At 58.2% G+C, this 20,948-nt stretch carries 17 protein-coding genes; 7 read left to right on the top strand and 10 right to left on the bottom strand.

What is annotated here, in order from left to right:
- Window positions 1-66 precede the first annotated feature (66 nt).
- Both rssC and rssB read right to left on the bottom strand, forming a co-directional pair.
- Window positions 67-549: an anti-sigma factor antagonist RssC gene (gene rssC, locus ACWKV9_RS08610; protein WP_483835665.1), complete on the bottom strand. Its 483-nt coding sequence runs from the start codon at window positions 547-549 to the stop codon at window positions 67-69.
- On the bottom strand, window positions 549-1,730 hold the full coding sequence (gene rssB / locus ACWKV9_RS08605) for a two-component system response regulator RssB (protein ID WP_483835664.1): 1,182 nt from the start codon (window positions 1,728-1,730) through the stop codon (window positions 549-551). The genes rssC and rssB overlap by 1 nt, the downstream gene beginning before the upstream one ends.
- A 268-nt stretch (window positions 1,731-1,998) precedes the next feature.
- On the opposite strand from rssB, the gene ACWKV9_RS08600 reads away from it, so the two are divergent.
- Window positions 1,999-2,298 (top strand): PilZ domain-containing protein, encoded by a 300-nt coding sequence (locus ACWKV9_RS08600; RefSeq protein ID WP_483835663.1) that lies wholly within the window; start codon window positions 1,999-2,001, stop codon window positions 2,296-2,298.
- 97 nt (window positions 2,299-2,395) lie between these two features.
- Here the strand turns inward: ACWKV9_RS08600 and ACWKV9_RS08595 are convergent, their stop codons facing one another.
- Entirely contained in the window at window positions 2,396-3,097 is a 702-nt protein-coding gene (locus tag ACWKV9_RS08595) for an MlaA family lipoprotein (protein ID WP_483835662.1), read from the bottom strand.
- A 203-nt stretch (window positions 3,098-3,300) separates the two neighbouring features.
- Here ACWKV9_RS08595 and pcrP point away from each other — a divergent pair, with 203 nt between their 5' ends.
- Complete coding sequence (gene pcrP, locus ACWKV9_RS08590) at window positions 3,301-3,948, top strand: HAD superfamily inactivated hydrolase PcrP (RefSeq protein ID WP_483835661.1); 648 nt, start codon at window positions 3,301-3,303, stop codon at window positions 3,946-3,948.
- A gap of 115 nt (window positions 3,949-4,063) precedes the next feature.
- Window positions 4,064-4,327 carry a DUF4404 family protein gene (locus tag ACWKV9_RS08585; protein WP_483835660.1) on the top strand — a complete coding sequence of 88 codons (264 nt, stop codon included), beginning with the start codon at window positions 4,064-4,066 and terminating at the stop codon, window positions 4,325-4,327.
- 115 nt (window positions 4,328-4,442) lie between these two features.
- Here ACWKV9_RS08585 and queF read toward each other — a convergent pair whose 3' ends face one another.
- The 4 genes from queF to ACWKV9_RS08565 form a co-directional block, all read right to left on the bottom strand.
- On the bottom strand, window positions 4,443-5,273 hold the full coding sequence (gene queF, locus ACWKV9_RS08580; RefSeq protein WP_483835659.1) for an NADPH-dependent 7-cyano-7-deazaguanine reductase QueF: 831 nt from the start codon (window positions 5,271-5,273) through the stop codon (window positions 4,443-4,445).
- Window positions 5,274-5,446: 173 nt separating this feature from the next.
- Window positions 5,447-6,691 (bottom strand): lipoprotein-releasing ABC transporter permease subunit, encoded by a 1,245-nt coding sequence (locus tag ACWKV9_RS08575; protein ID WP_483835658.1) that lies wholly within the window; start codon window positions 6,689-6,691, stop codon window positions 5,447-5,449.
- 79 nt (window positions 6,692-6,770) lie between these two features.
- A complete protein-coding gene (lolD, locus tag ACWKV9_RS08570; protein WP_483835657.1) occupies window positions 6,771-7,454 on the bottom strand; it encodes a lipoprotein-releasing ABC transporter ATP-binding protein LolD in 684 nt (227 codons plus the stop codon).
- 7 nt (window positions 7,455-7,461) lie between these two features.
- Window positions 7,462-8,712, bottom strand: coding sequence for a lipoprotein-releasing ABC transporter permease subunit (locus ACWKV9_RS08565; protein ID WP_483835656.1), 1,251 nt, complete (start codon window positions 8,710-8,712; stop codon window positions 7,462-7,464).
- 153 nt (window positions 8,713-8,865) lie between these two features.
- On the opposite strand from ACWKV9_RS08565, the gene ACWKV9_RS08560 reads away from it, so the two are divergent.
- Both ACWKV9_RS08560 and ACWKV9_RS08555 read left to right on the top strand, forming a co-directional pair.
- Window positions 8,866-9,453, top strand: a complete 588-nt coding sequence (locus ACWKV9_RS08560; protein ID WP_483835655.1) for a PilZ domain-containing protein — start codon at window positions 8,866-8,868, stop codon at window positions 9,451-9,453.
- A gap of 61 nt (window positions 9,454-9,514) precedes the next feature.
- Entirely contained in the window at window positions 9,515-10,237 is a 723-nt protein-coding gene (locus ACWKV9_RS08555) for a glycerophosphodiester phosphodiesterase (protein ID WP_483835654.1), read from the top strand.
- A 42-nt stretch (window positions 10,238-10,279) separates the two neighbouring features.
- On the opposite strand, the gene sthA is transcribed toward ACWKV9_RS08555, so the two are convergent.
- Window positions 10,280-11,674: a Si-specific NAD(P)(+) transhydrogenase gene (gene sthA / locus ACWKV9_RS08550; RefSeq protein ID WP_483835653.1), complete on the bottom strand. Its 1,395-nt coding sequence runs from the start codon at window positions 11,672-11,674 to the stop codon at window positions 10,280-10,282.
- A 258-nt stretch (window positions 11,675-11,932) separates the two neighbouring features.
- On the opposite strand from sthA, the gene ACWKV9_RS08545 reads away from it, so the two are divergent.
- Window positions 11,933-12,496, top strand: coding sequence for a chalcone isomerase family protein (locus tag ACWKV9_RS08545; RefSeq protein ID WP_483835652.1), 564 nt, complete (start codon window positions 11,933-11,935; stop codon window positions 12,494-12,496).
- 65 nt (window positions 12,497-12,561) lie between these two features.
- Here ACWKV9_RS08545 and ACWKV9_RS08540 read toward each other — a convergent pair whose 3' ends face one another.
- On the bottom strand, window positions 12,562-16,854 hold the full coding sequence (locus tag ACWKV9_RS08540) for a dermonecrotic toxin domain-containing protein (protein WP_483835651.1): 4,293 nt from the start codon (window positions 16,852-16,854) through the stop codon (window positions 12,562-12,564).
- A 295-nt stretch (window positions 16,855-17,149) separates the two neighbouring features.
- On the opposite strand from ACWKV9_RS08540, the gene tcuC reads away from it, so the two are divergent.
- Window positions 17,150-18,442, top strand: a complete 1,293-nt coding sequence (gene tcuC / locus ACWKV9_RS08535) for a tricarballylate/proton symporter TcuC (protein WP_483835650.1) — start codon at window positions 17,150-17,152, stop codon at window positions 18,440-18,442.
- Window positions 18,443-19,390: 948 nt separating this feature from the next.
- Here the strand turns inward: tcuC and ACWKV9_RS08530 are convergent.
- Complete coding sequence (locus ACWKV9_RS08530) at window positions 19,391-20,854, bottom strand: glyceraldehyde-3-phosphate dehydrogenase (protein WP_483835649.1); 1,464 nt, start codon at window positions 20,852-20,854, stop codon at window positions 19,391-19,393.
- Between the last annotated feature and the right edge of the window lie 94 nt (window positions 20,855-20,948).

Here is a 20,948-nt window from a genome sequence, read left to right as displayed (position 1 = left end):
AGGGCGGCATCCTCGCGGATGCCGCCCTTCTCTATGCCTGCGAATTATCGCGGCGAATGATTCAGATCACTGGCGCTCGAGGGCGTTGACCAGATCGTGAAACGCCTCGCGGTTGGAGTCGTTCAAGCCCATGAGGATCTTGTGCGCTTCCAGCACCTTGGCTTTCACCACTTCCTCGCACTGGTCCTGCGACGGCAAGTCAGTCAGGCATTCAGGGCGCGGGATTGGGCGATCGACGATGTTGAACACCTGATCAAAGCCCATGGACTGCAAAAGACGCGTGATGTCTTCGTGGGTAGTCACCACGGTGGGCAACAGCCCTACTTTTTGACGCGACAGAATAGACAGCTTCGCCAGTAAACCAAGCGTGGTGCTGTCGATGCTGCGGGTTTCGGTCAGATCGATCACTACCGTCGAGAAATTCAACGCGGTGAAGATCCGCTCAATCGTCGTATCCAAGGCCGAACAAAGCGTCAACCGCACTTCACCCACGAATTTCAGGACGAACGTGCCATTTTGCTCGGCAAACTGGATTCTACCGGTACTCATTAAAGGTTCCTGCTCAACACTAACAAGGCGATATCATCCGGCATCTCCCCGAGTGTGGCCAATCCAAACTTGCGGCGTAAGCCATCCAGGCTGCCACCCGCCGCCATCACCAATTCAGGTAGCGCGGCCTCTTTCTCTTTGAGTGTATCACCTGGCAAAAGGTCCAGAATGCCATCAGAGAGCAACGTTAGACTAAAGGACGCCGGTAAATCCAGCACATGGTCCGTATAGGTCGCTTCGTTGAACAGTCCGACTGGCAAACCACGGCCATCCAGGTAACGCGCGCCCTCAGGCGTATACAGTACCGGCAACGGCAGATGACCGCCGACGCTGTAGGTCAGTTGCCCTGTGTCTTCATCAATCACCCCGCCCACCATCGTCACGTGCTTGCCCAGCTTGCAGCTGATCAAACCACGATTGATATGGCCAAGGACTTCAGACGGCTTGAACTCGGGCAACGTACCGCCGCGTTTGGATTCGAACAACAAGCGGGTCGTCATGAACTTCAACAGCACGGTAATGAATGCTGATGATGCGCCGTGACCTGAGACGTCAGCCAGGTAAAAGGCTACGCGGCGCTCGTCGACACGAAAGTAATCGACGAAATCTCCGGACAGGTAAAGCGACGGAATGATTTCGTGTTCAAACTCGAAATCGTCGATGGCCCACGGATTGGTCGGCAGCATGTTCATCTGAACCTGGCGGCCGGCATCCTGATCTTCCTGAAGCAAGTGAAGGCTGGCTTCAAGCTCGCGATTCGCCGTTTCCAGCTTCTGGCGATACAACTTGTTTTCCTGAAGCAGGTGCGCCCGATCCAGAGCCCGGCGCACCGAATGTTCCAGAACGGCGAGGTCTTCCAGCGGTTTGATCAGATAATCAGCCGCACCAAGACGCAATGCTTCGACCGCGTCGCTCATCACGCCAGCGCCGGACACCACTATTACAGGGGTTTCGGGGGCGAGACTGGTCACCTGACGAATCAGCTCAAGGCCGCCCACTTGAGGCATGCGCAAGTCGCAGATCACCAGATCAGGCGTTTTTTGCTCGAATATCTGTAGACCCTGCTGGCCGTTACTGGCCTGCAGGACGCTGAACCCACTGTCTTCCAAATAGGCCGCAAGACTTGCGCGCACTACTTCGTCGTCATCGATTATCAGCAACGTGGCACTGGTTTTTTGCATGTGGGCAAACGGCGCCAGATTAGGTTGGCGTAGGCGGTCAAAGGATATTTGAACGCGTACTGGATTCGCTTCTAGCCTCTCTGGCTAATCGCGCCCGGACTTATGATCCCGCGCGGTGCATTTTCAGAGGTGCCCTTCAAGGCGCAGACGGTACTCCCATCCGCCGGGCGTTTCAAGCGCGCTCCAGCGGTCGGTTTGCGTCTTTACACCGCAAATCGCCGGGAGTTATAAGAACTGATAATTCAGCAACGAAAACGAAGGATGAGCCATGGGCCAGAACGATCGCGACTACGCCGAGAAACGCGACTACATCCGCATGCGAGTCGATGCTGACATCAGTCTGCTCTACGCGGGCCAGATCATCCCTGCCGTGTGTGTCGATTTATCTAGCTCCGGCATGCAGATAGAAGCGCCACGCTCGTTTCAAGTAGGTGACAGGATCAGCGTCCGTATCGATTCAGAACATGCTGCACTGAAGGGACTGGAGGCCGATACCGAGGTGGTCTGGCTGGCCGACATGGAAGAAGGTGGACAGAAACTGGGGCTTACTATTCTGAAGATGAACTGAGTCGAATACAGAGCGAGTTCACAGTTTCGACAAATTACCGACGTAAAAAAGGCGACTCACTGAGTCGCCTTTTTCGTTTTACGGCGTCGCGGACAAATCAGAAATCGTCCACAACCTTGCCGTCTTTCACTTTGAACTCACGGTTCTGCAGGAAAGCGTTGCGAATGAAGATGTACTTGTCGCCATTGATGAGCTTCTCGGCGGACAGCAGGCTGGCCCGGGTATCGACGATGTTCAGACCAAGCAGCGAGTTGCGGACCGGCACGTCGTCAATGTAGCGATACGGGGCGGTATAGGTGTCCGGATACTTGGCGACGGCATCACGCACGGTGCTAGGACCGAAGAATGGCAACATCACGAACGGGCCACTGCCTACACCCCAGTAGCCGAGTGTCTGACCAAAGTCTTCGTCATTGCGTTGCAGGCCCATCTTGGTGCCTACGTCGAAGAAGCCAGCGAGACCGAAGGTGGTGTTGAAAATCAGACGTGCAGTGTCGACACCGGCTGCAGCGGGTTTGGCCTGCAACACATCGTTGGCGAGGTTGGTCACGTCGCCGACGTTCTTGAACATGTTATGAATGCCGTCTTCCAGGAATTGCGGCGTGATGAACTCATAACCCTGTGCAATAGGCTTCAGCGCGTATGTGTCAAGGGTATCGTTGAAGCGGAAGATGGCGCGGTTGACGCCCTCCCATGGATCTTCCTCAGCCGCTTGCGCAGCCATCGGAGCCAGTGCAATACCGGCACAAAAACAAAGCTTAGCGAGACGATCAAACAAGCCTGCACCGTTCACGGGCATAGCTGACACTCCTGGTCAAAGTTATGAAGCGGGCGCTACGCCCCCAAAACAAGGTCGCGAGTATAAAGCCTTCTGCGCAGATTTACGTCGCTCAACGCTGAAGGATTTCCTTACAACTTGAATATAGCCGAGCGCTGTCATTGCGCCGTCATCGGACTGTCACCTGAATCCCTTAGTTTCACCTCTATTTCAGAGGGACATCCATGCTCGCTCCTGTCGTCGTTTCCGAACCCTCTTTCACCGCTGTGCTGTTTGGTCTGAGTGGCTGCCTCGTCGACTTCGGCGCGCAAGCAGGAGCGCTCGGAACAAAAGAATCGCAACAAATCGTGTCAGCTCAGTTGGCCGCTCAAGCTTCTGACTATGCAATCACCACGACTGGTGCAGTTACTGCCTTGAAATCCCTGCGGCAGCAAGGCGTACCCTGCGCCTGGATTGAAGAGTTCCCCATCTCCATCGCCCAAGCGCTCGCCAAACCATTGGGCCGTTGGATCGCAGCAGCCCCTGCGCCTGCTAATCCCTGGCCTGCCCCAGACGCCTGCTGGCAGGCGTTGATGAGCCTCAATGTCAGTCAGCTGGACGGATGCGTGCTGGTCAGCGGCGATCCGCGCCTGATCAAGTCAGGACTCAACGCCGGATTATGGACCATCGGTCTGGCGTCCTGCGGGCCGCTTTGCGGTATCTCGCCTGCGCAGTGGGTTCTGTTGAGTGATGCCGACCGGGAACAGTTGCGCACCCGGGCGACGCTGAAGCTCTACGAAATCGGCGCCCATTCGGTCATCGATCATCTTGGCGAACTGCAATCGTGTCTGGCCGACATCGCATTACGTCGGTTGAAAGCGGAGAAACCATGACGCGGATTGATCGACATCATGCAGGTTGTGGCGGACTGGATTAGTCTTACGGCTATGAGGACCTTTGGCAGGATACGGAGGTCCATGCTGAGACTATCAATAAAGGGAGCACCCTATGCCCGCCCGCGAACTGCAAGAGCAACTCAATACCTTGCGCGAGCAACTGGATCAAAACCCGCCGCTGACTGAAGCGGAGCGCGATAACCTGCACCAGCTGATGGCGCAGATTCAGTCGCAGATCGAACTCGAAACCCAGACCCAGGACACCAGCCTGGCAGATGGCGTCAACCTGGCAGTGGAGCGCTTCGAGCTGGAGCACCCTGGCATCGCTGGTACGTTGCGCAATATCGTTCAGACGCTGGGTAATATCGGTATCTGAAGACCCATCCCTTCTGTAGGGGCGAATTCATTCGCGAGACGGTGTTTCAGTCGCAGTAGATGCGTGGGATCTACCGCCCTTCGCGAACAGGTTCGCTCCTGCATAGGCCTGCATATCACTGCCGGGCCAGACGTCCATTTTCAAGGGTCAGCGTTTCGGTACTGCGGTAAGGGTTGATGTCCAGCCCGCCACGCCGCACATAGCGCGCCGACACGGTGAGTTGCTCAGGCTTGAGCAAGCGCTGAAGGTCCATGAATATCCGCTCTACGCACTGCTCGTGAAAATCCGAATGCTGGCGAAAGCTGACGATGTAAGCCAGAAAACTTGCATGGTCCAACGCTGCGCCTCGGTATTGCACCGCCACGCTGCCCCAGTCCGGCTGACTGGTCACCGGGCAGTTGGATTTGAGCAGGTGGCTGTGCAGCGACTCTTCAACGAAGCGAGATTCATCACAGCGCAGCAATTCCGGCTGCGGGCGATCGTAGCTACTGATGCTGATATCCAGATCATCAATACATTCGCCTGGTACTGCGACAATGCCCTCGCCTTCGATGTCTTTCAGGCTGCGAATGCGCACGCCGACCGGCTTGCCGGCTGCGGCAGACAAATCCTTCTCAAGCGTCGCCACCAGCTCGCTTTGAGACGCGAAAGGCGTCTGGTTCAGCGAGTTCAGGTACAGCTTGAAGGATTTGGATTCGATGATGTTGGGCGAGTCCGCCGGAATTGCAAACTCACCGATGGCCACCACCGGTTTGCCCGACGGCAACAGCCACGACAACTCGTAGCAATTCCAGAAATCAACGCCCTTATAGGGCAACGTCTCGGCAGTCAGCCCCAACTCGGCCCATTTGGCGGCGCGCGGAATCGGAAACAGCAGCGATGGCGTGTAGGTGGCGATGTATTCACTGGATTTGCCCAGCGGCGAGTGTTCGGCTGCGGGATGCATGGCGGGACCTGAATATGAAAACGAAAATGAAAACCCATGTGTGGAAGTTTAAAGCTTTTAAACCCCGTGCAAACCTGTAGGAGCGAACTTGTTCGCGAGACGGCATATCTGATTCGCCGCAAAAGCCCTATCGCCAACAAGTTGGTTCCTGCAGAACGTGTGTCTTCAGTACATCACTCGTACCGCAGCGCATGGGCCGGTTGAATCTGTGCGGCGCGCCAGGCCGGGTAGATCGTCGCGAGGAAGCTCAGGATGAACCCGGCTGCGCAAATCAGCGCCACATCGCCACCTTGCAGATCGGACGGCAGGTTGCTGATGAAGTACACATCGGAAGTGAAGATATGCTGCCCGGTGATGCGCTCGATCCAGCCCACCAGCGCACTGACGTTGATCGCAGCAATGACGCCGAGCACCCCGCCGATCACCGTTCCGACGACGCCGATCACAGTACCCTGAACCACAAAAATCGCCATGATCTGCCCCGGCGTGGCGCCAAGGGTGCGCAGGATCGCGATGTCCGCGCCCTTGTCGTTCACCACCATGATCAGGGTCGCGATGATGTTGAAAGCCGCCACCGCGACGATCATCAGCAGCAACAGGCCAATCATGGTTTTTTCCATTTTCATCGCGCTGAAAAGGCTGCCCTGGGTGTGCGTCCAGTCGTCCGCCTTGTAGCCATTACCGAGCCCCGCAACGATCGCTGTGGATACTTGCGGCGCTGCGTACAAGTCTTTCACCGCCAGCCGCACGCCCTGCACCTGATCCGGCTGCCAGCGCTGAATAGTTGCGGCATCGGCTACGTTGATCAGTGCCATTGAGCCGTCAAGCTCAGCCCCGACCTTGAACACGCCCACCACGGTCAAACGCTGTAAACGTGGGGTGATCCCACCCGGAGCCGTGCTGACTTCCGGAACGATCAACGTCAGCTTGTCACCGACATTCAAGCGAAAACGCCGTGCAGTGATCTCACCGATCACTACGCCGAAATCGCCGGGCTTGAGGTCCTGCATCCGGCCCTGAACGATATGCTGAGTAACGATCGAGACTTGCGATTCAAGGGCTGGATCGACACCGCTGATCTGGATCGGCTGCATGGCGCCTTTGTAGGACAGCATGCCGTCCATTTCAGTAAAGGGCACCGCAGCGGTGACTTCCGGATTCTTCAGGGCCGCTTCGGCAGCGGGCTTCCAGTCGTCGAGCGGCGTCACCCCGGAGATCACTGCATGGGGGACCATGCCGAGGATGCGCCCACTCATTTCCTTCTGAAAACCGTTCATCACGGACAGCACCACAATCATCGCCAGGACGCCGAGCGCCAGGCCAATCATCGAGGTCATGGAAATGAACGAGATGAAATGGTTCCGGCGCTTGGCCCGGGTGTAGCGCGCGCCGATAAAGATCGATAACGGTCTGAACATTCGTGGAGCACCGAAGCTAAAAGCAGCTAAAAAATAAAAAACACCTAACACCGGTATGAGCGGCGCCGGGTTGAATCCATCAGATCGACATCAGTCGCCCGTCTTGCAGGCTCAGCACGCGGTCCATCTGCCTGGCAAGGGCCAAGTCGTGCGTCACCACCAGAAACGCCGTGCGCGACGATGTGCTCAGCTCGAGCATCAAGTCCTGAATGCCCTGGGCAGTGTGATGGTCGAGGTTGCCGGTCGGTTCGTCGAGCATCACCAGCCCCGGCTGATTGACCAGCGCACGGGCGATGGCAACACGCTGACGCTCACCACCGGACAATTCAGACGGCTTATGCGCCAGCCGATGGCCCAGCCCTACTCGCTCCAGCAGCGCCGTGGCACGCTGACGAGCCTCGGGAATCGCGGTCTTGCCGATCAACAGCGGCATGCACACGTTTTCCAGCGCAGTGAACTCGGGCAACAAATGGTGGAACTGATACACGAAACCCAGTGCCCGGTTACGCAGCAGGCCGCGAGCTTTTTCATTCAGCGCCGACAACTCTTCGCCGGCCAGCCAGACACTGCCTTCGGACGGCGTATCGAGGCCGCCGAGCAGGTTGAGCAAGGTACTTTTGCCCGAGCCTGAACTGCCAACGATCGCCACGCGCTCACCGGCGTGCAATTCCAGCTGCAGTCCAGACAACACCGTCACCGACTCCGGACCTTCCTCGTAGGATTTGCCCAAGTTGCGGCAACTCAATACTGCTTTATCACTCATGCCCGACTCACTCATAACGTAACGCCTCCGCCGGCTGGGTGCGCGCGGCACGCCAGGCTGGATACAAGGTGGCGAGGAAACTCAGGATCAACGCTGCGCCGCAGACGAGGAACACGTCTTCGGCCATCAATTGCGACGGCAGATAATCGATGAAATAGACATCTGCGTTGAGAAACTTGTGACCGATCAGGCCTTCCAGCGCCGAAATGGCAGCGCTGACATTGAGGGCGGCCAGGATACCGACTGCCGCACCAATGGCGGTGCCGACCACACCAATGACCGTGCCCTGAACCATGAAGATTGCCATGATCTGACCCGGCGTCGCCCCCAGCGTGCGCAAGATGGCGATGTCGCCGCGCTTGTCGTTCACCACCATCACCAGGGTAGAAATGATGTTGAACGCTGCCACTGCAACGATCAGCAGCAACAGCAGGCCGATGATGGATTTCTCCATGCCGATTGCCTGATACAGGTTGCCATGGGTGCGGGTCCAGTCGCGGGAGTAGTACTCATGCTCGCCGAGATTTTGCGCGATTTCATAAGCGGTACGCGGCGCCTTGAACAGGTCGGTGAACTTCAGCCGCAACCCCTGCACCTGATCGGGCTTCCAGCGATGCAGACGCGCCAGATCCTGGAGATTGGTGACGCCTAGATATCCGTCCAGCTCGCCCGCGCCGACGTGAAAAATGCCGACCACGGTGAAGCGCTTCATGCGCGGAAACATGCCGGCCGGCGTTACGGTGACTTCCGGGGCGACGAACGTCACCTTGTCACCGATGCCCACGCCAAGCTTGGTGGCGGCCTTGTCGCCGATCACTACGCCAAAGCCGCCGGCAACCAGGTCGTCGAGCCTGCCCTGCTTCATGAACTGGTCGATGATCGACACTTTACGTTCCTGAGCCGGGTCGATGGCATTGAGCAGGATTTTCTGCACGTTGCCGTTGTTGGTCAGCAAACCCTGCATTTGGGTGAACGGCGCGACTGCCTCCACCTGCGGGTTCTGCTTGACCTTGGCCGCCAGGCTTTGCCAATCGCTGATCGGCTCGCCGGACTCGATGGTGGCGTGGGGCACCATGCCCAGCACGCGGGTGCGCATTTCATGATCGAAGCCGTTCATGACCGATAACACGACTATCATCACAACCACGCCAAGGGCGAGGCCGATCATCGACGTCAGGGATATGAAGGAGACAAAATGATTACGGCGTTTTGCACGGGTATAACGCGTGCCGATGAAAACAAAGAGAGGTCTGAACATTTAGGCGCTTGACATTTAGGGGCATGTTCGCAGGAATGGGGAACGTCCTTGTGGCGGGCCTCAGCGAGCAGCTTTACACTCAAAACACACTGAGCCAACTGACGGATCGCGTTGGGCGATCTTTCTGACAACCGCCGCTACCATGGGTTCGCCATGTCGACATTAGATGAAGAAGAACGCCGCGAATACTACCGTATCGAGGACAGCGTCGCACTGGAAATTAACCTGCTGTCAGGGCCAGGCGCGGTCGACGAACACGCTCACCGAGGTACCTCGGCACTGTTTGATCTGCTGAGCGAACTGCACGTCAGCGAGTTCGAGTCCCAGCATTTACTGCGTCAGCTGGACGAGCGCGACCGCACGCTGAACAGCTTTCTCAAAGCCCTCAGCAAGCGCATCGATCTGCTCGGCCAAGTGGTAGCGCAAACCGTGCTGGGCAAGCTCGGCAAGCCGCAAAAGGTGATCATGTCCGAAGGCGGACTGCAATTCGAGACGCCGCAACCCTTCCATGCAGGCGACCTGCTTTCGATCAAAATGGTCCTGATGCCGCAGGCGTCGGGGATGATGCTTCGCGCGCGAGTGACGTCTTGCCAGGCGCTGACCATCGGCGATTTCGAGGTCGGCACCGAGTTCATCGACCTGCCTGACGCCCAGCGCCAACTGCTCGCCAGACACATCCTGCAACGACAAGCTCAACAGCGGCGGCTGGCCCGCGAACAAAACGACCCGTCCACCGACTAATGTTCTGCACGGCATTCAACTGACCGTTCTACAAGGCGCCCGACGTCCCCAAGGAGTAAATGTGACCCTGATCTATGGCCACCGCGGCGCTAAAGGCGAAGCACCGGAAAATACCCTGAGCAGTTTTCAGGAGTGCTTGAAACATGGGGTAAAGCGTTGCGAACTGGACCTGCACTTGTCTCGCGACGGCGAACTGATGGTGATCCACGACCCCACCCTCAAACGCACCACCGATCGACGGGGCAAGGTCGTTGAACACGACGCGAGCGATCTGGTGACCTACGACGCACGTAAAGGCGGCCCTGGCTGGGTCAATCCTTGTCCGATCCCGCGTCTGGAAGAGCTGTTCGAAAAGTGCGCCTTCGAACACTGGCAGCTCGAAGTCAAAAGCGCTTCACGCACCCGCGCCGCGACCACCGTACTGGCGATTCGCGAACTGGCTCAGCGTCACGGTCTGCTGGACAAGATCACCATCACCTCCAGCTCACGGGAAGTGTTGCGCGCAGGGCTGGAGCTGACACCTGACATTGCTCGGGGATTGGTGGCCGAATACGCCTGGCTCGACCCGCTGAAGGTCGCGCAGGGTTATGGCTGTGAGATTCTGGCGCTGAACTGGACGCTGTGCACCCCCGAGCGCCTGAAAAAAGCTCAGAGCCAAGGGCTGCACGTGTCGGTCTGGACCGTCAACGAGCCTGCACTGATGCGCAGGCTCGCTGATTTCGGCGTTGACAGCCTGATTACAGACTTTCCCGGTTTGGCCAGCGCCACGCTCGGGAATCACTGAAATCGGTCTCCCCGGCCGGCTCAGGCCACCGGCCGGAGTCGCTTAAAAAAGCCGGTTCAGGCCGTCATAGGCGGCTACCCGATAGGCTTCGGCCATGGTCGGGTAGTTGAAAGTGGTGTTGACGAAGTACTTCAGGGTATTCGCCTCGCCCGGCTGATTCATGATTGCCTGCCCGATGTGGACGATCTCTGAGGCCTGGTCACCGAAGCAATGCACACCCAGCACTTGCAGCGTCTCGCGGTGAAACAGGATTTTCAGCATCCCCACGCGCTCGCCGGAAATTTGCGCCCGGGCCATGCCCTTGAAAAACGCCTTGCCCACTTCGTACGGCACTTTAGCCTGAGTCAGTTCGTGTTCGTTCTGACCGATCGAGCTGATTTCCGGGATGGTGTAAATGCCGGTCGGCACGTCGTTGACGAAACGCCAGCTGCCGTTGTCGACCACACTGCCTGCCGCCGAACGACCCTGGTCGTAGGCAGCACTGGCCAGACTTGGCCAACCGATAACGTCGCCGGCGCCATAAATGGTCGGGACGGCGGTGCGGTAGGATTCATCCACGTCGATCTGGCCGCGACCATTGGCCTTGATGCCAACGTTTTCCAGCCCCAGCTTGTCGGTGTTACCGGTACGGCCGTTACACCACAGCAAGGCATCGGCCTTGATCTTCTTGCCCGATTTGAGGTGCAGGATCACGCCGTTGTCCAAGCCTTCGACGCGCTCGTATTCTTCGTTATGGCGAACCATGACGTTGTTGTTGCTGAAGTGATAACTCAGCGCCTGGGAAATTTCCGAATCCAGGAAGCTCAGCAATTGATCGCGGTTATCGACCAGTTCCACCATCACGCCCAGGCCGCTAAAGATCGACGCGTATTCGCAACCGATCACGCCTGCACCGTAAATGATCAGTTTGCGCGGGGTGTGGTTGATGCTGAGGATGGTGTCGCTGTCGTAGATACGCTTGTGGGAAAAGTCGATATCGGCTGGGCGATAAGGCCGTGATCCGGTGGCGATAATGATCTGGTTGGCGACGAGTTTTTCTACGATGCCGGTCGGACATACCACATCAATGGTACGTTCATCGGCAAAGCTGCCGGTCCCGAAAAACACATCAACCCGATTGCGCGCGTAGTAGCCGGTGCGTGAAGCGACCTGCTTGCTGATGACGATTTCAGCGTTTTTCAATACGTCCGGAAAAGAGAACCAGCGCGGTTCACCAATGGCCCGGAACATCGGATTGGTGTTGAACTGGATGATCTGTTTGACCGAGTGACGCAGCGCCTTGGACGGGATCGTGCCCAAGTGGGTGCAGTTGCCGCCGACCTGGCGACGGCTATCGACCATGGCGACTTTGCGTCCAGCCTTGGCGGCATTCATTGCCGCCCCCTCTCCAGCGGGGCCGGAACCCAGTACCACCACGTCGTAGTTGTAGACAGCCATGCGTACTCCTTAGATCGGGCCGAGAGCGCCACTCTGGCGTCTCTGGCTGACTCACGCCGCAGCCAGCGGCGGGAAGAATTCAAACTCGCGGCGCAGTCTATACGTCCAGCGCCGCCGCGAACATTAACCCTTGGTCGCGTCGTAGGCGAATATTGTCGGCGCTACACCCCGTTTTGCACAACTGATCCGTTCAGGTCTGCCCCATTGGCAGCAAAAGTGGCTTAACCTTGCCAGCAGATTCTTGAAAAGGCGTACGAGATGCGACAGTTGATGGGATGCATGGTGTTACTGGGCGTACTGGCGTGCTCACCGGTCATGGCCTCTGAGGCTGATCTATTGAAACAGGCGGATTTTCCGGCGCAGCTGCAAGGCCAGTCGCCGGTTCTGGAGCGCAAGAACCAGACGATTCTGACTTACATGTGGGCCGATGTGTATGCCGCTGCGTTTTATGCAGAGCCTGCGATCAGCGCCAAAGAGGCGGTCCTCACCCAGACCCCGCAGCGCCTGGAGCTGTTTTACTTTCGTGACATTGATCGTGAAGACGTGATCAAGGCTGCCAATACAGCGCTGAAGCGCCAGCAAACCAAGGAAACCCTTAACCGCCTTAGACCCGAGATTGAACGGCTGCACAACAGTTTTCAAAACATCAGCAAGGGCGACCGTTATGACTTGAGCTGGGACCACGCCGACGGGCTGACCCTGACGCGCAACCAAAAAGTCATCTTCGCCAGTCCTGACCCCGAGCTGGCGAAAGTGTATCTGTCGATCTGGCTGGCGCCCGATGGCTTGTCGGACAAACTGCGGGAGTCGCTGCTTAAATAAGCGGGCTGGCTGAACCCCGTTCCTGCTTGCGGTTCAGTGATAATTCCTCAGCCCGGCCCGCGGTCTCAGTCGCGGGCCTGTCCCCCTTGCGGCGCTAAACCAATAAACAACCGTTGGGCAACGTCTTTACCTATGACGCTTCTGTAGACGCTCACCACAGCGCGGTTGTCCTTGGCAGCGTTAACCAACGCCTTGTACCCGATGAAGCGCTGCTCAGGCATTTTCAAGTGCGCCGCTGTGAAGGCGTCAGCCGCCGCCGTTTCGCTGGCGTAATGGAAATGCGCCCACCACAGCACCCGCTGGTCTTTGTCGCGGATGACGTATTCCTGAAGAAAGTCATCGCGCCTGGCGCCCGACATATTCTTTCGCCCATCGTAACGGGCGATGTTGACCTCTCGCTCACGCGCCAGGTAATTGAGCCGCGCGGCCGTCGGCGGCTGCTTCTTGATCATCGACACCCGCACAGTGCGTCCTTCTTCAATCAGGCGCGCTGCTGCAGTTCGCAGCTCATCGACCAGCGATTGCAGGTTGCTGGCAGGGCCATCGTTTTGGGGAGGATCAGCCAGATGCGGCTCCAGCTTGTCAGCCAATGCACTGAGTTTGTCGGCTTTTTGCACAAGTATGTCCTGCATGTCTTCCGGCTCGCTGGTGCGCGCGGACTGACGATGGACCGTGCTGATATCCGGTTCGACCCGCGCTAGCGCGGCCGTGGCCTGACGCGCAAGCTCCACCAGCGCCACCGCACTCTCGTCGTGTGCCGGCTTGGCCGCAGGCACGACTTCCACTTCGACCCAATCGCCGTTCTCGTGCAAATGGTAGGTGCCGATGACGGTGTCGCCCATGGACTGCGTCACATCGACCACCGCGCCCGGCAAATCCGACTCACCTTCGCGCAAGCGCCCGATGAGCGTGCGTTGGGCGCGGGTTTTGAACACCCGCTGGCGAGGCTGCTTAAATTTGGGCGCATATTCGGACGGTTGCGCCGGTGGCTCCGCACTTTCGCGGATCAGAGCCGAGAGGCGCTCCTCGGCCCGATCTGAAATCCACGACAAATCTTCGACAAAACGGTTGAAGTGCGGCAGATCCATAGCCTGTGGCGCGCTTTCGAGGGCGCAGGTCGCAATCAGCGAAGCTCGATGATATTCGCGCAGCGAACTTTCCAGCACGCCGATCTGTTCGGCGAGGGTGTAGTCGTTGGGCTTTTCCAGTTCAGCCTGAGAACTGAACGCAGCGTGCAGACTTTCATCGACACGTAGATCCTTCAGCTCCTTGGTGTCCAGTCCCGAAAGGATCTCTTTTTCGCTGAAGGTGAGTTCCAAAAGTGACCACAACCGGTTGATCCGCCAGTCCATATGGGTGAAAAGACTGTTTTGATGCAGCTCCAGAACGTCATCCCGCCAGAAGCCTTCGCCGACCTTCGGTACTGCGCGCAGCTCGCGCCATAGTCCCTCTCTGACCCCGGACCATTCCACGCCCCGGCTTTGCAGGACCAACAAGTCCTCAAACAGCTTCAAGTAGACGTTGACGTTGCCTTGGGTGACGCTGACATCGGAGACGGTTTGCAGTTGAATCATCTGAGTACGCGCTTGTTTCAGCACGGTCTGCAGCAGCAAGCCTTCAAAGAAGGCAATACGCCGACACACGCCCTGCAAGTCCTTGCCAACAGTCTTATCGGCGGTGCGGTCCGCCGGGCGCAACGCCAGATCCAGCTGTTTCTTCTGCTCAATAAGGGCGCAGACCTCCTTCAAATCCGTTTCAACACGAGCGACGATGTCAGACGGCAACTGCTCAGGCGACGCGCGAAACGCCACGTCCCAGTCAAAAAACCGCTGGTACAGCTCGTTTCTGCGCTGATCCAGTTGCACTTTCGCCTCGGTCACGCGCTTGAGCGTGGCCGCGTTTTCCAGGGCAAGTTGCCGAACACTGCGTTTGGGAGCACCGCCACGCAGGCGCAGCGACAAGTCCAGCGTCCATGCCTGATTGACCCGACGCAGCCGGGGCCCCTCGGATAACGGGTTGCCCGCGTCGATAATAGAGGGCCCGTCTTCGCCCAGGCGCACTTCGTAAACCCCACTGTCCAGGCGCACAAACCACTGTGGGCTTTGGTGATAAAGCCCTTCTGTTGCCAGTTCTGCGGACGGCGCTCCCAGCATGGGCTCAGGCGACACTTTCAGGCGCTCAATAGACTCGCTCTGTGCCTTGGTCGGTTTATGGGTGACGCTGGACCAGGAAAAATCCAGCAGCGAAGGCGCGCCGTGCGGCGGGTCTATCCGTTCTGCCAGCGGCAAATCTGCCTGACTGTCTGGTGTGCCCACGGTACTTCTCAGCGACGGTGGACGCCGGGACAGTTCCACCCGAGCGCTAAAACCGTGATGCAGCAGAATCATCGAGATCGTCAGCAGCAATGTGTTCCACGCCTCAACTCCCTCGCGCTTGGCCTTGCGATGCTCGGCCGCCAGCACCTGATCCACGCTGACCATAACCTGCACCAGCCACAGCGCAGAACCCACCGAGCCGGAAAGAAACGGCATCACCGCATCTAGCGCCAACCAGCCGCCACGCTTGATCAACGCCCAGCGGCTTTCAGCGTTGGACACCGATTCCAGGTCAGCCAGGTCGGCCAGTGCACAGGCATTGGCGTTGAACAGAACAGAAAAGACATCGCCCTGTATTGTCGTCTCGTCCAGCTGCGCCGGTGCAGGAACTTGCAGAGGAGCGAAATCCGACCCCTGACCGAATCGTACGAGATGCGGCTGGTCGAAGCCGCCGCTGGCATAGCGTAGCGCCGAATGTTCGCTCATCCACGCCAGCACCTGATCCTGCAACTCACCAGCCTGAGCAATGGCGTCACACAGCGCGAGCCCATTGGCGAATTCGGTGAGCGGCACTTTGTCGAAAGGGCGATACAGCACAAACGGCCCGATCCCCGGGTCGGCGCCACCGATGACGAACATATTGCTCACCGGATCCGCAGGAGCGCCAGGCTCAGCTATAAACGCAAGAGGACGCAGGACGGCGGTGGCAGTGGCCGTCTCGGTCGTTGATTGCAACAGCGCACGTACGCGACGATAACCGGCCTGCGTCAACCCCCCTTCACCGCGGATCTTTTGCTCCAGCGCCTTGAGCGGCAGTTGCACACGCAATTGATCGGTAAACAGCGCCAGACGGCGCGTGGCCTGGGCGGAGTCGGTAATCAAGTATCGCCTGACCAAGGCAGGATAGGTGCGGCCGATGTCCACACGACTCACCAGTTGTTTCAAATAATCCGCAGTCAGCCAAATGGGTAGCGGGCCGCCATCGCGCAGGGACAATGTCAGGGTGCCATTTGGCAGGCTCGACAGATTGTCCAGGGCGAAGGCGGCAACACTCAGCCTGATATTTTCCACACTGCCCACGGCGACAACCTGACCGCCGGAAGGCACCGCGGCGGCGGTGACTTTCGCGATGTGAACAGTGACGTCACTCAACGTCAGCGCTGTGGCTTCTGGATGATCTTCGCGCAGACTGTCCTGAAGCACCTTGTTGGCGTACTCAAGGATCGGCGGAAGATCGTCGTCCCAAGATTTTCCCTCCGCTCGGGCACCCACTACTGCCAGCGCCGCGAGGGTGCGGCTGTAATCCAGACGGTCCTCGGCGTTTGCATTGCACAACCAGTCAGGAAGCTGATCAGGGCGAGACAGCCGGGGCGCAACCTTCGCTGACGACGTATCGTCCAGCAGCCCAGCGACATCCGTGACTTTGGCCAGATAGCGCTCAATCTCGTCGAATTCACCAAGCCCCACCGCCAGTACGTCCTGGATTTCGGACAGCTGCGCCTCCAGCACGTCCAGCGCTTGCTGTTCAAAATTCGCAGCACTGGGCTCGGCAATATCGCCGGTCGCCGTTGCGGCGCCTATTTGCGCAGCGCCAACTGCTTCTGCGCTTTGCTGCGCCAGCGCCTCGGCGAGGCATTTCCACGGGGTGATGCCATTTCCGGCAGGGGTGTCCCAAAACCTGACAAGAGACTGCATGAATTGTCCGACAAGCCCCAGAGATACGCTGTCGACCACAATCGCCAGTTGCGCAACGTCGATGTCCACGGCGACAGGCAAGGAAGCGGCAGGGTCCGTGATCAGGGTATTTTTATCGGCTTCCAGGCGCATGGTCTTGCCGCTCGAAAAGCTGTGGCGCAGATACTCCATTAGCGTTTCCGACTTGGGCTTGCCCGCGTCCGAGGTACGAGTAATGACCGCAACCTGTGGATCGATTTCAATATCTGGAAACTGCGCCTTTAGCGCCGCGTGCAGGGTGTTCAACGCCAGCGGCGCCAAGGTAGGACGTTGGGAAAACGTATCGACTACGTCGAATTTGATGTTCATTTTGGTTTTAACTCGCACTGAGATGTGGCACCCGGCCTGACAAGGGCTGTCGGACCGGAACTTTCAGGCGAGTTAAGGGGGGATTCATTCGAGCGATGACATAAATAGATATTGTCGCGGCAGTTAGGCTCGGCGCGACAGGGCATACCCGCTGTCCGTGTTCTGATTGCCATCCGGCATGTTTACACATATCGTTACAAATCTGCGCAAGCCAAGTCCAAGCTCGGTTTAGCCAGAGAGGACGCATAAATACAACGGATCCCCCCAGCTAGACAGCCTAAGTGAGTAATTCCAAATGGCCTCGACCACAGGCAAAGGCAAGGCGATATTTCGCGTTGTCAGCGGTAACTTCCTTGAAATGTTCGATTTCATGGTCTATGGCTTTTACGCCACAGCCATTGCCAAAACCTTCTTCCCCGCGGACAGCGAATTCGCTTCCCTGATGCTTTCGCTGGCAACCTTCGGCGCTGGCTTTTTGATGCGTCCGCTGGGCGCTATCTTCCTCGGCGCTTACATCGACCGTCACGGGCGTAAGAAAGGCCTGGTCATCACACTCGCGATGATGGCCATGGGCACGATTTTGATTGCGTGCGTGCCGGGTTATGCAACGCTGGGCGTTGCGGCCCCCCTGCTGGTACTGGTCGGACGCTTGCTGCAAGGGTTTTCCGCCGGTGTGGAACTGGGCGGTGTGTCGGTCTACCTGGCAGAAATTTCGACGCCGGGCCGCAAAGGCTTCTTCGTCAGCTGGCAGTCGGCAAGTCAACAGGCGGCCGTGGTGTTCGCAGGTCTGCTGGGGGTTGGGCTAAATCACTGGTTGAGCCCTGAAGAAATGGGGCAATGGGGTTGGCGCGTGCCGTTTCTGATCGGCTGCCTGATCGTGCCGGTGATCTTCGTCATTCGTCGCTCGATGGAAGAAACTCCTGAGTTCGAAGCTCGTGCAAAACATCACCGCCCTACTCTGGGCGAAGTCGTGAAATCCATCGGCCAGAACTTCGGCCTGGTGATCGCGGGCATGGCGCTCGTGGTCATGACCACTGTCTCTTTCTACTTGATCACCGCCTACACCCCGACCTTCGGCAAGAACGAGCTGCATCTTTCCGATCTGGATGCGTTGCTGGTGACGGTATGCGTTGGCATTTCGAACTTCATCTGGCTGCCGGTCATGGGTGCGGTTTCCGACAAGATCGGTCGTAAGCCCCTGCTATTGGGCGCGACGATTCTGGCAATCATCACGGCTTACCCTGCCCTGTCATGGCTGACCTCCAACCCAAGTTTCGCCAACCTGTTGATGGTCGAACTGTGGCTGTCGTTCCTGTACGGCTCGTACAACGGCGCCATGGTGGTAGCTCTGACCGAAATCATGCCGGTGGAAGTACGGACCACAGGCTTCTCGCTGGCCTACAGCCTGGCGACCGCGACTTTCGGCGGTTTTACGCCTGCGGCCTGTACTTACCTGATCCATGTCCTGGACAACAAAGCGGCCCCTGGCATCTGGCTGAGCGGCGCAGCGGTACTGGGCCTGATCGCCACGCTGGTGCTGTTCCGCAAGGGCCAGAGCCATGTACATGGGGCTGCGGCGGTGCAGTGATGGGCTAAAAGCGTCAAGCTGCAAGCTGCAAGCTGCAAGCTAAATCAAAAACGCCCCGACTGAGTTCGGGGCGTTTTTATATGTGAAGACTCCTTGTAGGAGCGCGCTTGCCCGCGAAAGCATTCTCGCTCGCTATGGATGCTGATCAGACACACCGCAATCGCGGGCAAGCGCGCTCCTACAAGGTTGGCGTTGCTCCCGCTGTTGATTCTGCCCGGAGGGCGTAGGAGTCCGGCTTGCCGACGATTGGCCGCGAAGCGGTCATGAAGCTTGCCTGCAGAGATCTTCAGATTTATCGCGCGCTCAATATCTGCTGCCGCTTCGCGCCAGATCGCCTGCAAGCAAGGCTCCTACGCCTTCGGCAGAAGCGGTGATGCGGTGATGCGGTGACGCAATAACAAAATGGGGAGAACCACTCATTGTAGGAGCGCGCTTGCCCGCGAAATCCCTCCGTACCTGTTGGAGCGAGGCTTGCCCGCGAAGCTGGCGCCACGGAAATGCCTGACACACCGCGTTTTGGACTTCGCGGGCAAGCGCGCTCCTACAGGACGGCGTTGCTCCCGCTGTTGATTCTGCCCGGAGGGCGTAGGAGTCCGGCTTGCCGACGATTGGCCGCGACGCGGTCATGAAGCCTGCCTGCAGAAATCGTCTGATTCACCGAGCCTTCGAGACTTGCTGCCGCTTCGCGCCAGATCGCCTGCAAGCAAGGCTCCTACACCTTCGGCAGAAGCGGTGATGCGTAAATGCGGAGATGCGCATTCGGCAGAAGCGGTGTGCGTCAATGCGCAGATGCGCCTTCGACAGAAGCGGTGATGCGTCAATGCGAAGACGCGCATTCGGCAGAAGCGGAAATGTAGTACGACGAAACCAAAAACGCCCCGAACTGTGTCGGGGCGTTTTTTAATCGGCTTCAGCTTGCAGCTTGAAGCTTACCGCTTAAGGCTGGCTTCAGGCCGGAAACGCTGGCGGGTTGACCCCGGCCATGTCTTCCATCACGCGGACAACCTGGCAGCTATAGCCGAATTCGTTGTCGTACCAGACGTACAGCACAACGCGGTTGTCGTTGACGATGGTGGCTTCGGCATCGACTACACCGGCGTGACGCGAGCCGACGAAGTCAGTGGATACCACTTCCTGGGAGTTAACGAAGTCGATCTGCTTGTGCAGGTCCGAGTGCAGCGCCATGTAGCGCAGGTACTCGTTGACTTCTTCACGGGTGGTGGCGTTCTCAAGGTTCAGGTTGAGAATGGCCATCGACACGTTCGGCGTCGGTACGCGAATCGCGTTACCGGTCAGCTTGCCGGCCAGTTCAGGCAAGGCCTTGGCAGCGGCAGTGGCAGCACCTGTTTCGGTGATGACCATGTTCAGCGCGGCGCTACGGCCACGGCGATCGCCCTTGTGGAAGTTGTCGATCAGGTTCTGGTCGTTGGTGTACGAGTGAACTGTTTCGACGTGACCATTGACGATGCCGAACTTGTCGTTGATGGCCTTGAGCACCGGCACGATGGCGTTGGTGGTGCAGGACGCCGCCGAAACGATCTTGTCGTCATCGGTGATCTGCTGGTGGTTGATACCGTGAACGATGTTCTTCAGCTTGCCCTTGCCCGGTGCAGTCAGGACCACCCGGTCGATGCCTGGACACTGCAAGTGCTGGCCCAGACCCTCGGCGTCACGCCACACACCGGTGTTGTCCACCAGCAGTGCGTCTTTGATGCCGTACTGGGTGTAATCGACTTCGGTCGGGTTCTTGGCGTAGATCACCTGAATCAGGTTGCCGTTGGCGCTGATGGTGTTATTGGCTTCGTCGATGGTAATGGTGCCGTCGAACGGACCGTGTACCGAGTCACGACGCAACAGGCTGGCACGCTTGACCAGATCGTTCTCGGCGCCTTTGCGCACCACGATGGCCCGCAGACGCAAGCCGTCGCCGCCACCGGTTTTTTCGATCAGGATGCGCGCCAGCAGACGACCGATACGGCCGAAACCGTAAAGCACAACATCAGTGCCTTTGCGTGGACCAGTGCCTTGTTTGCCGACCACATCCGCCATTTCTTCGCGTACGAACTGCTCAGCGGTGCGGCCATTGCTTTCGGCTTTGTATTTGACCGCCAGCTTGCCCAGGTCCACCGAGGCAGCGCCCAGTTTGAGGTCGCTCATCGCTTTGATCAGCGGGAAAGTCTCATGTACAGACAGTTCGCTGGCATCGGATTGGCGGTGGCGCGCAAAGCGGTGAGCTTTGAGAATGGCGATGACTGAACGGTTGATCAGGCTGCGGCCATAGATCGAACTCACCACATTGTTATTGCGGTAGAGCTGGCCGATAAGAGGAATCATCGCCTCGGCGAGAGCCTCACGATCGATCCATTCACCAAGACACTGGTCGGGCTTCTGAGTCACGGGAACCTTCCACATGTAGGGGCTGAAAAAAGGGGCTACATTATGACCGCGCCTTTGTTTATGAGCAATGCGCGGTTATCAGGTTGCACGGCACTACATAAATGCGGCA

The organism is Pseudomonas corni (assembly GCF_057128765.1).
This window is presented reverse-complemented; position numbering and strand designations above follow the sequence as displayed.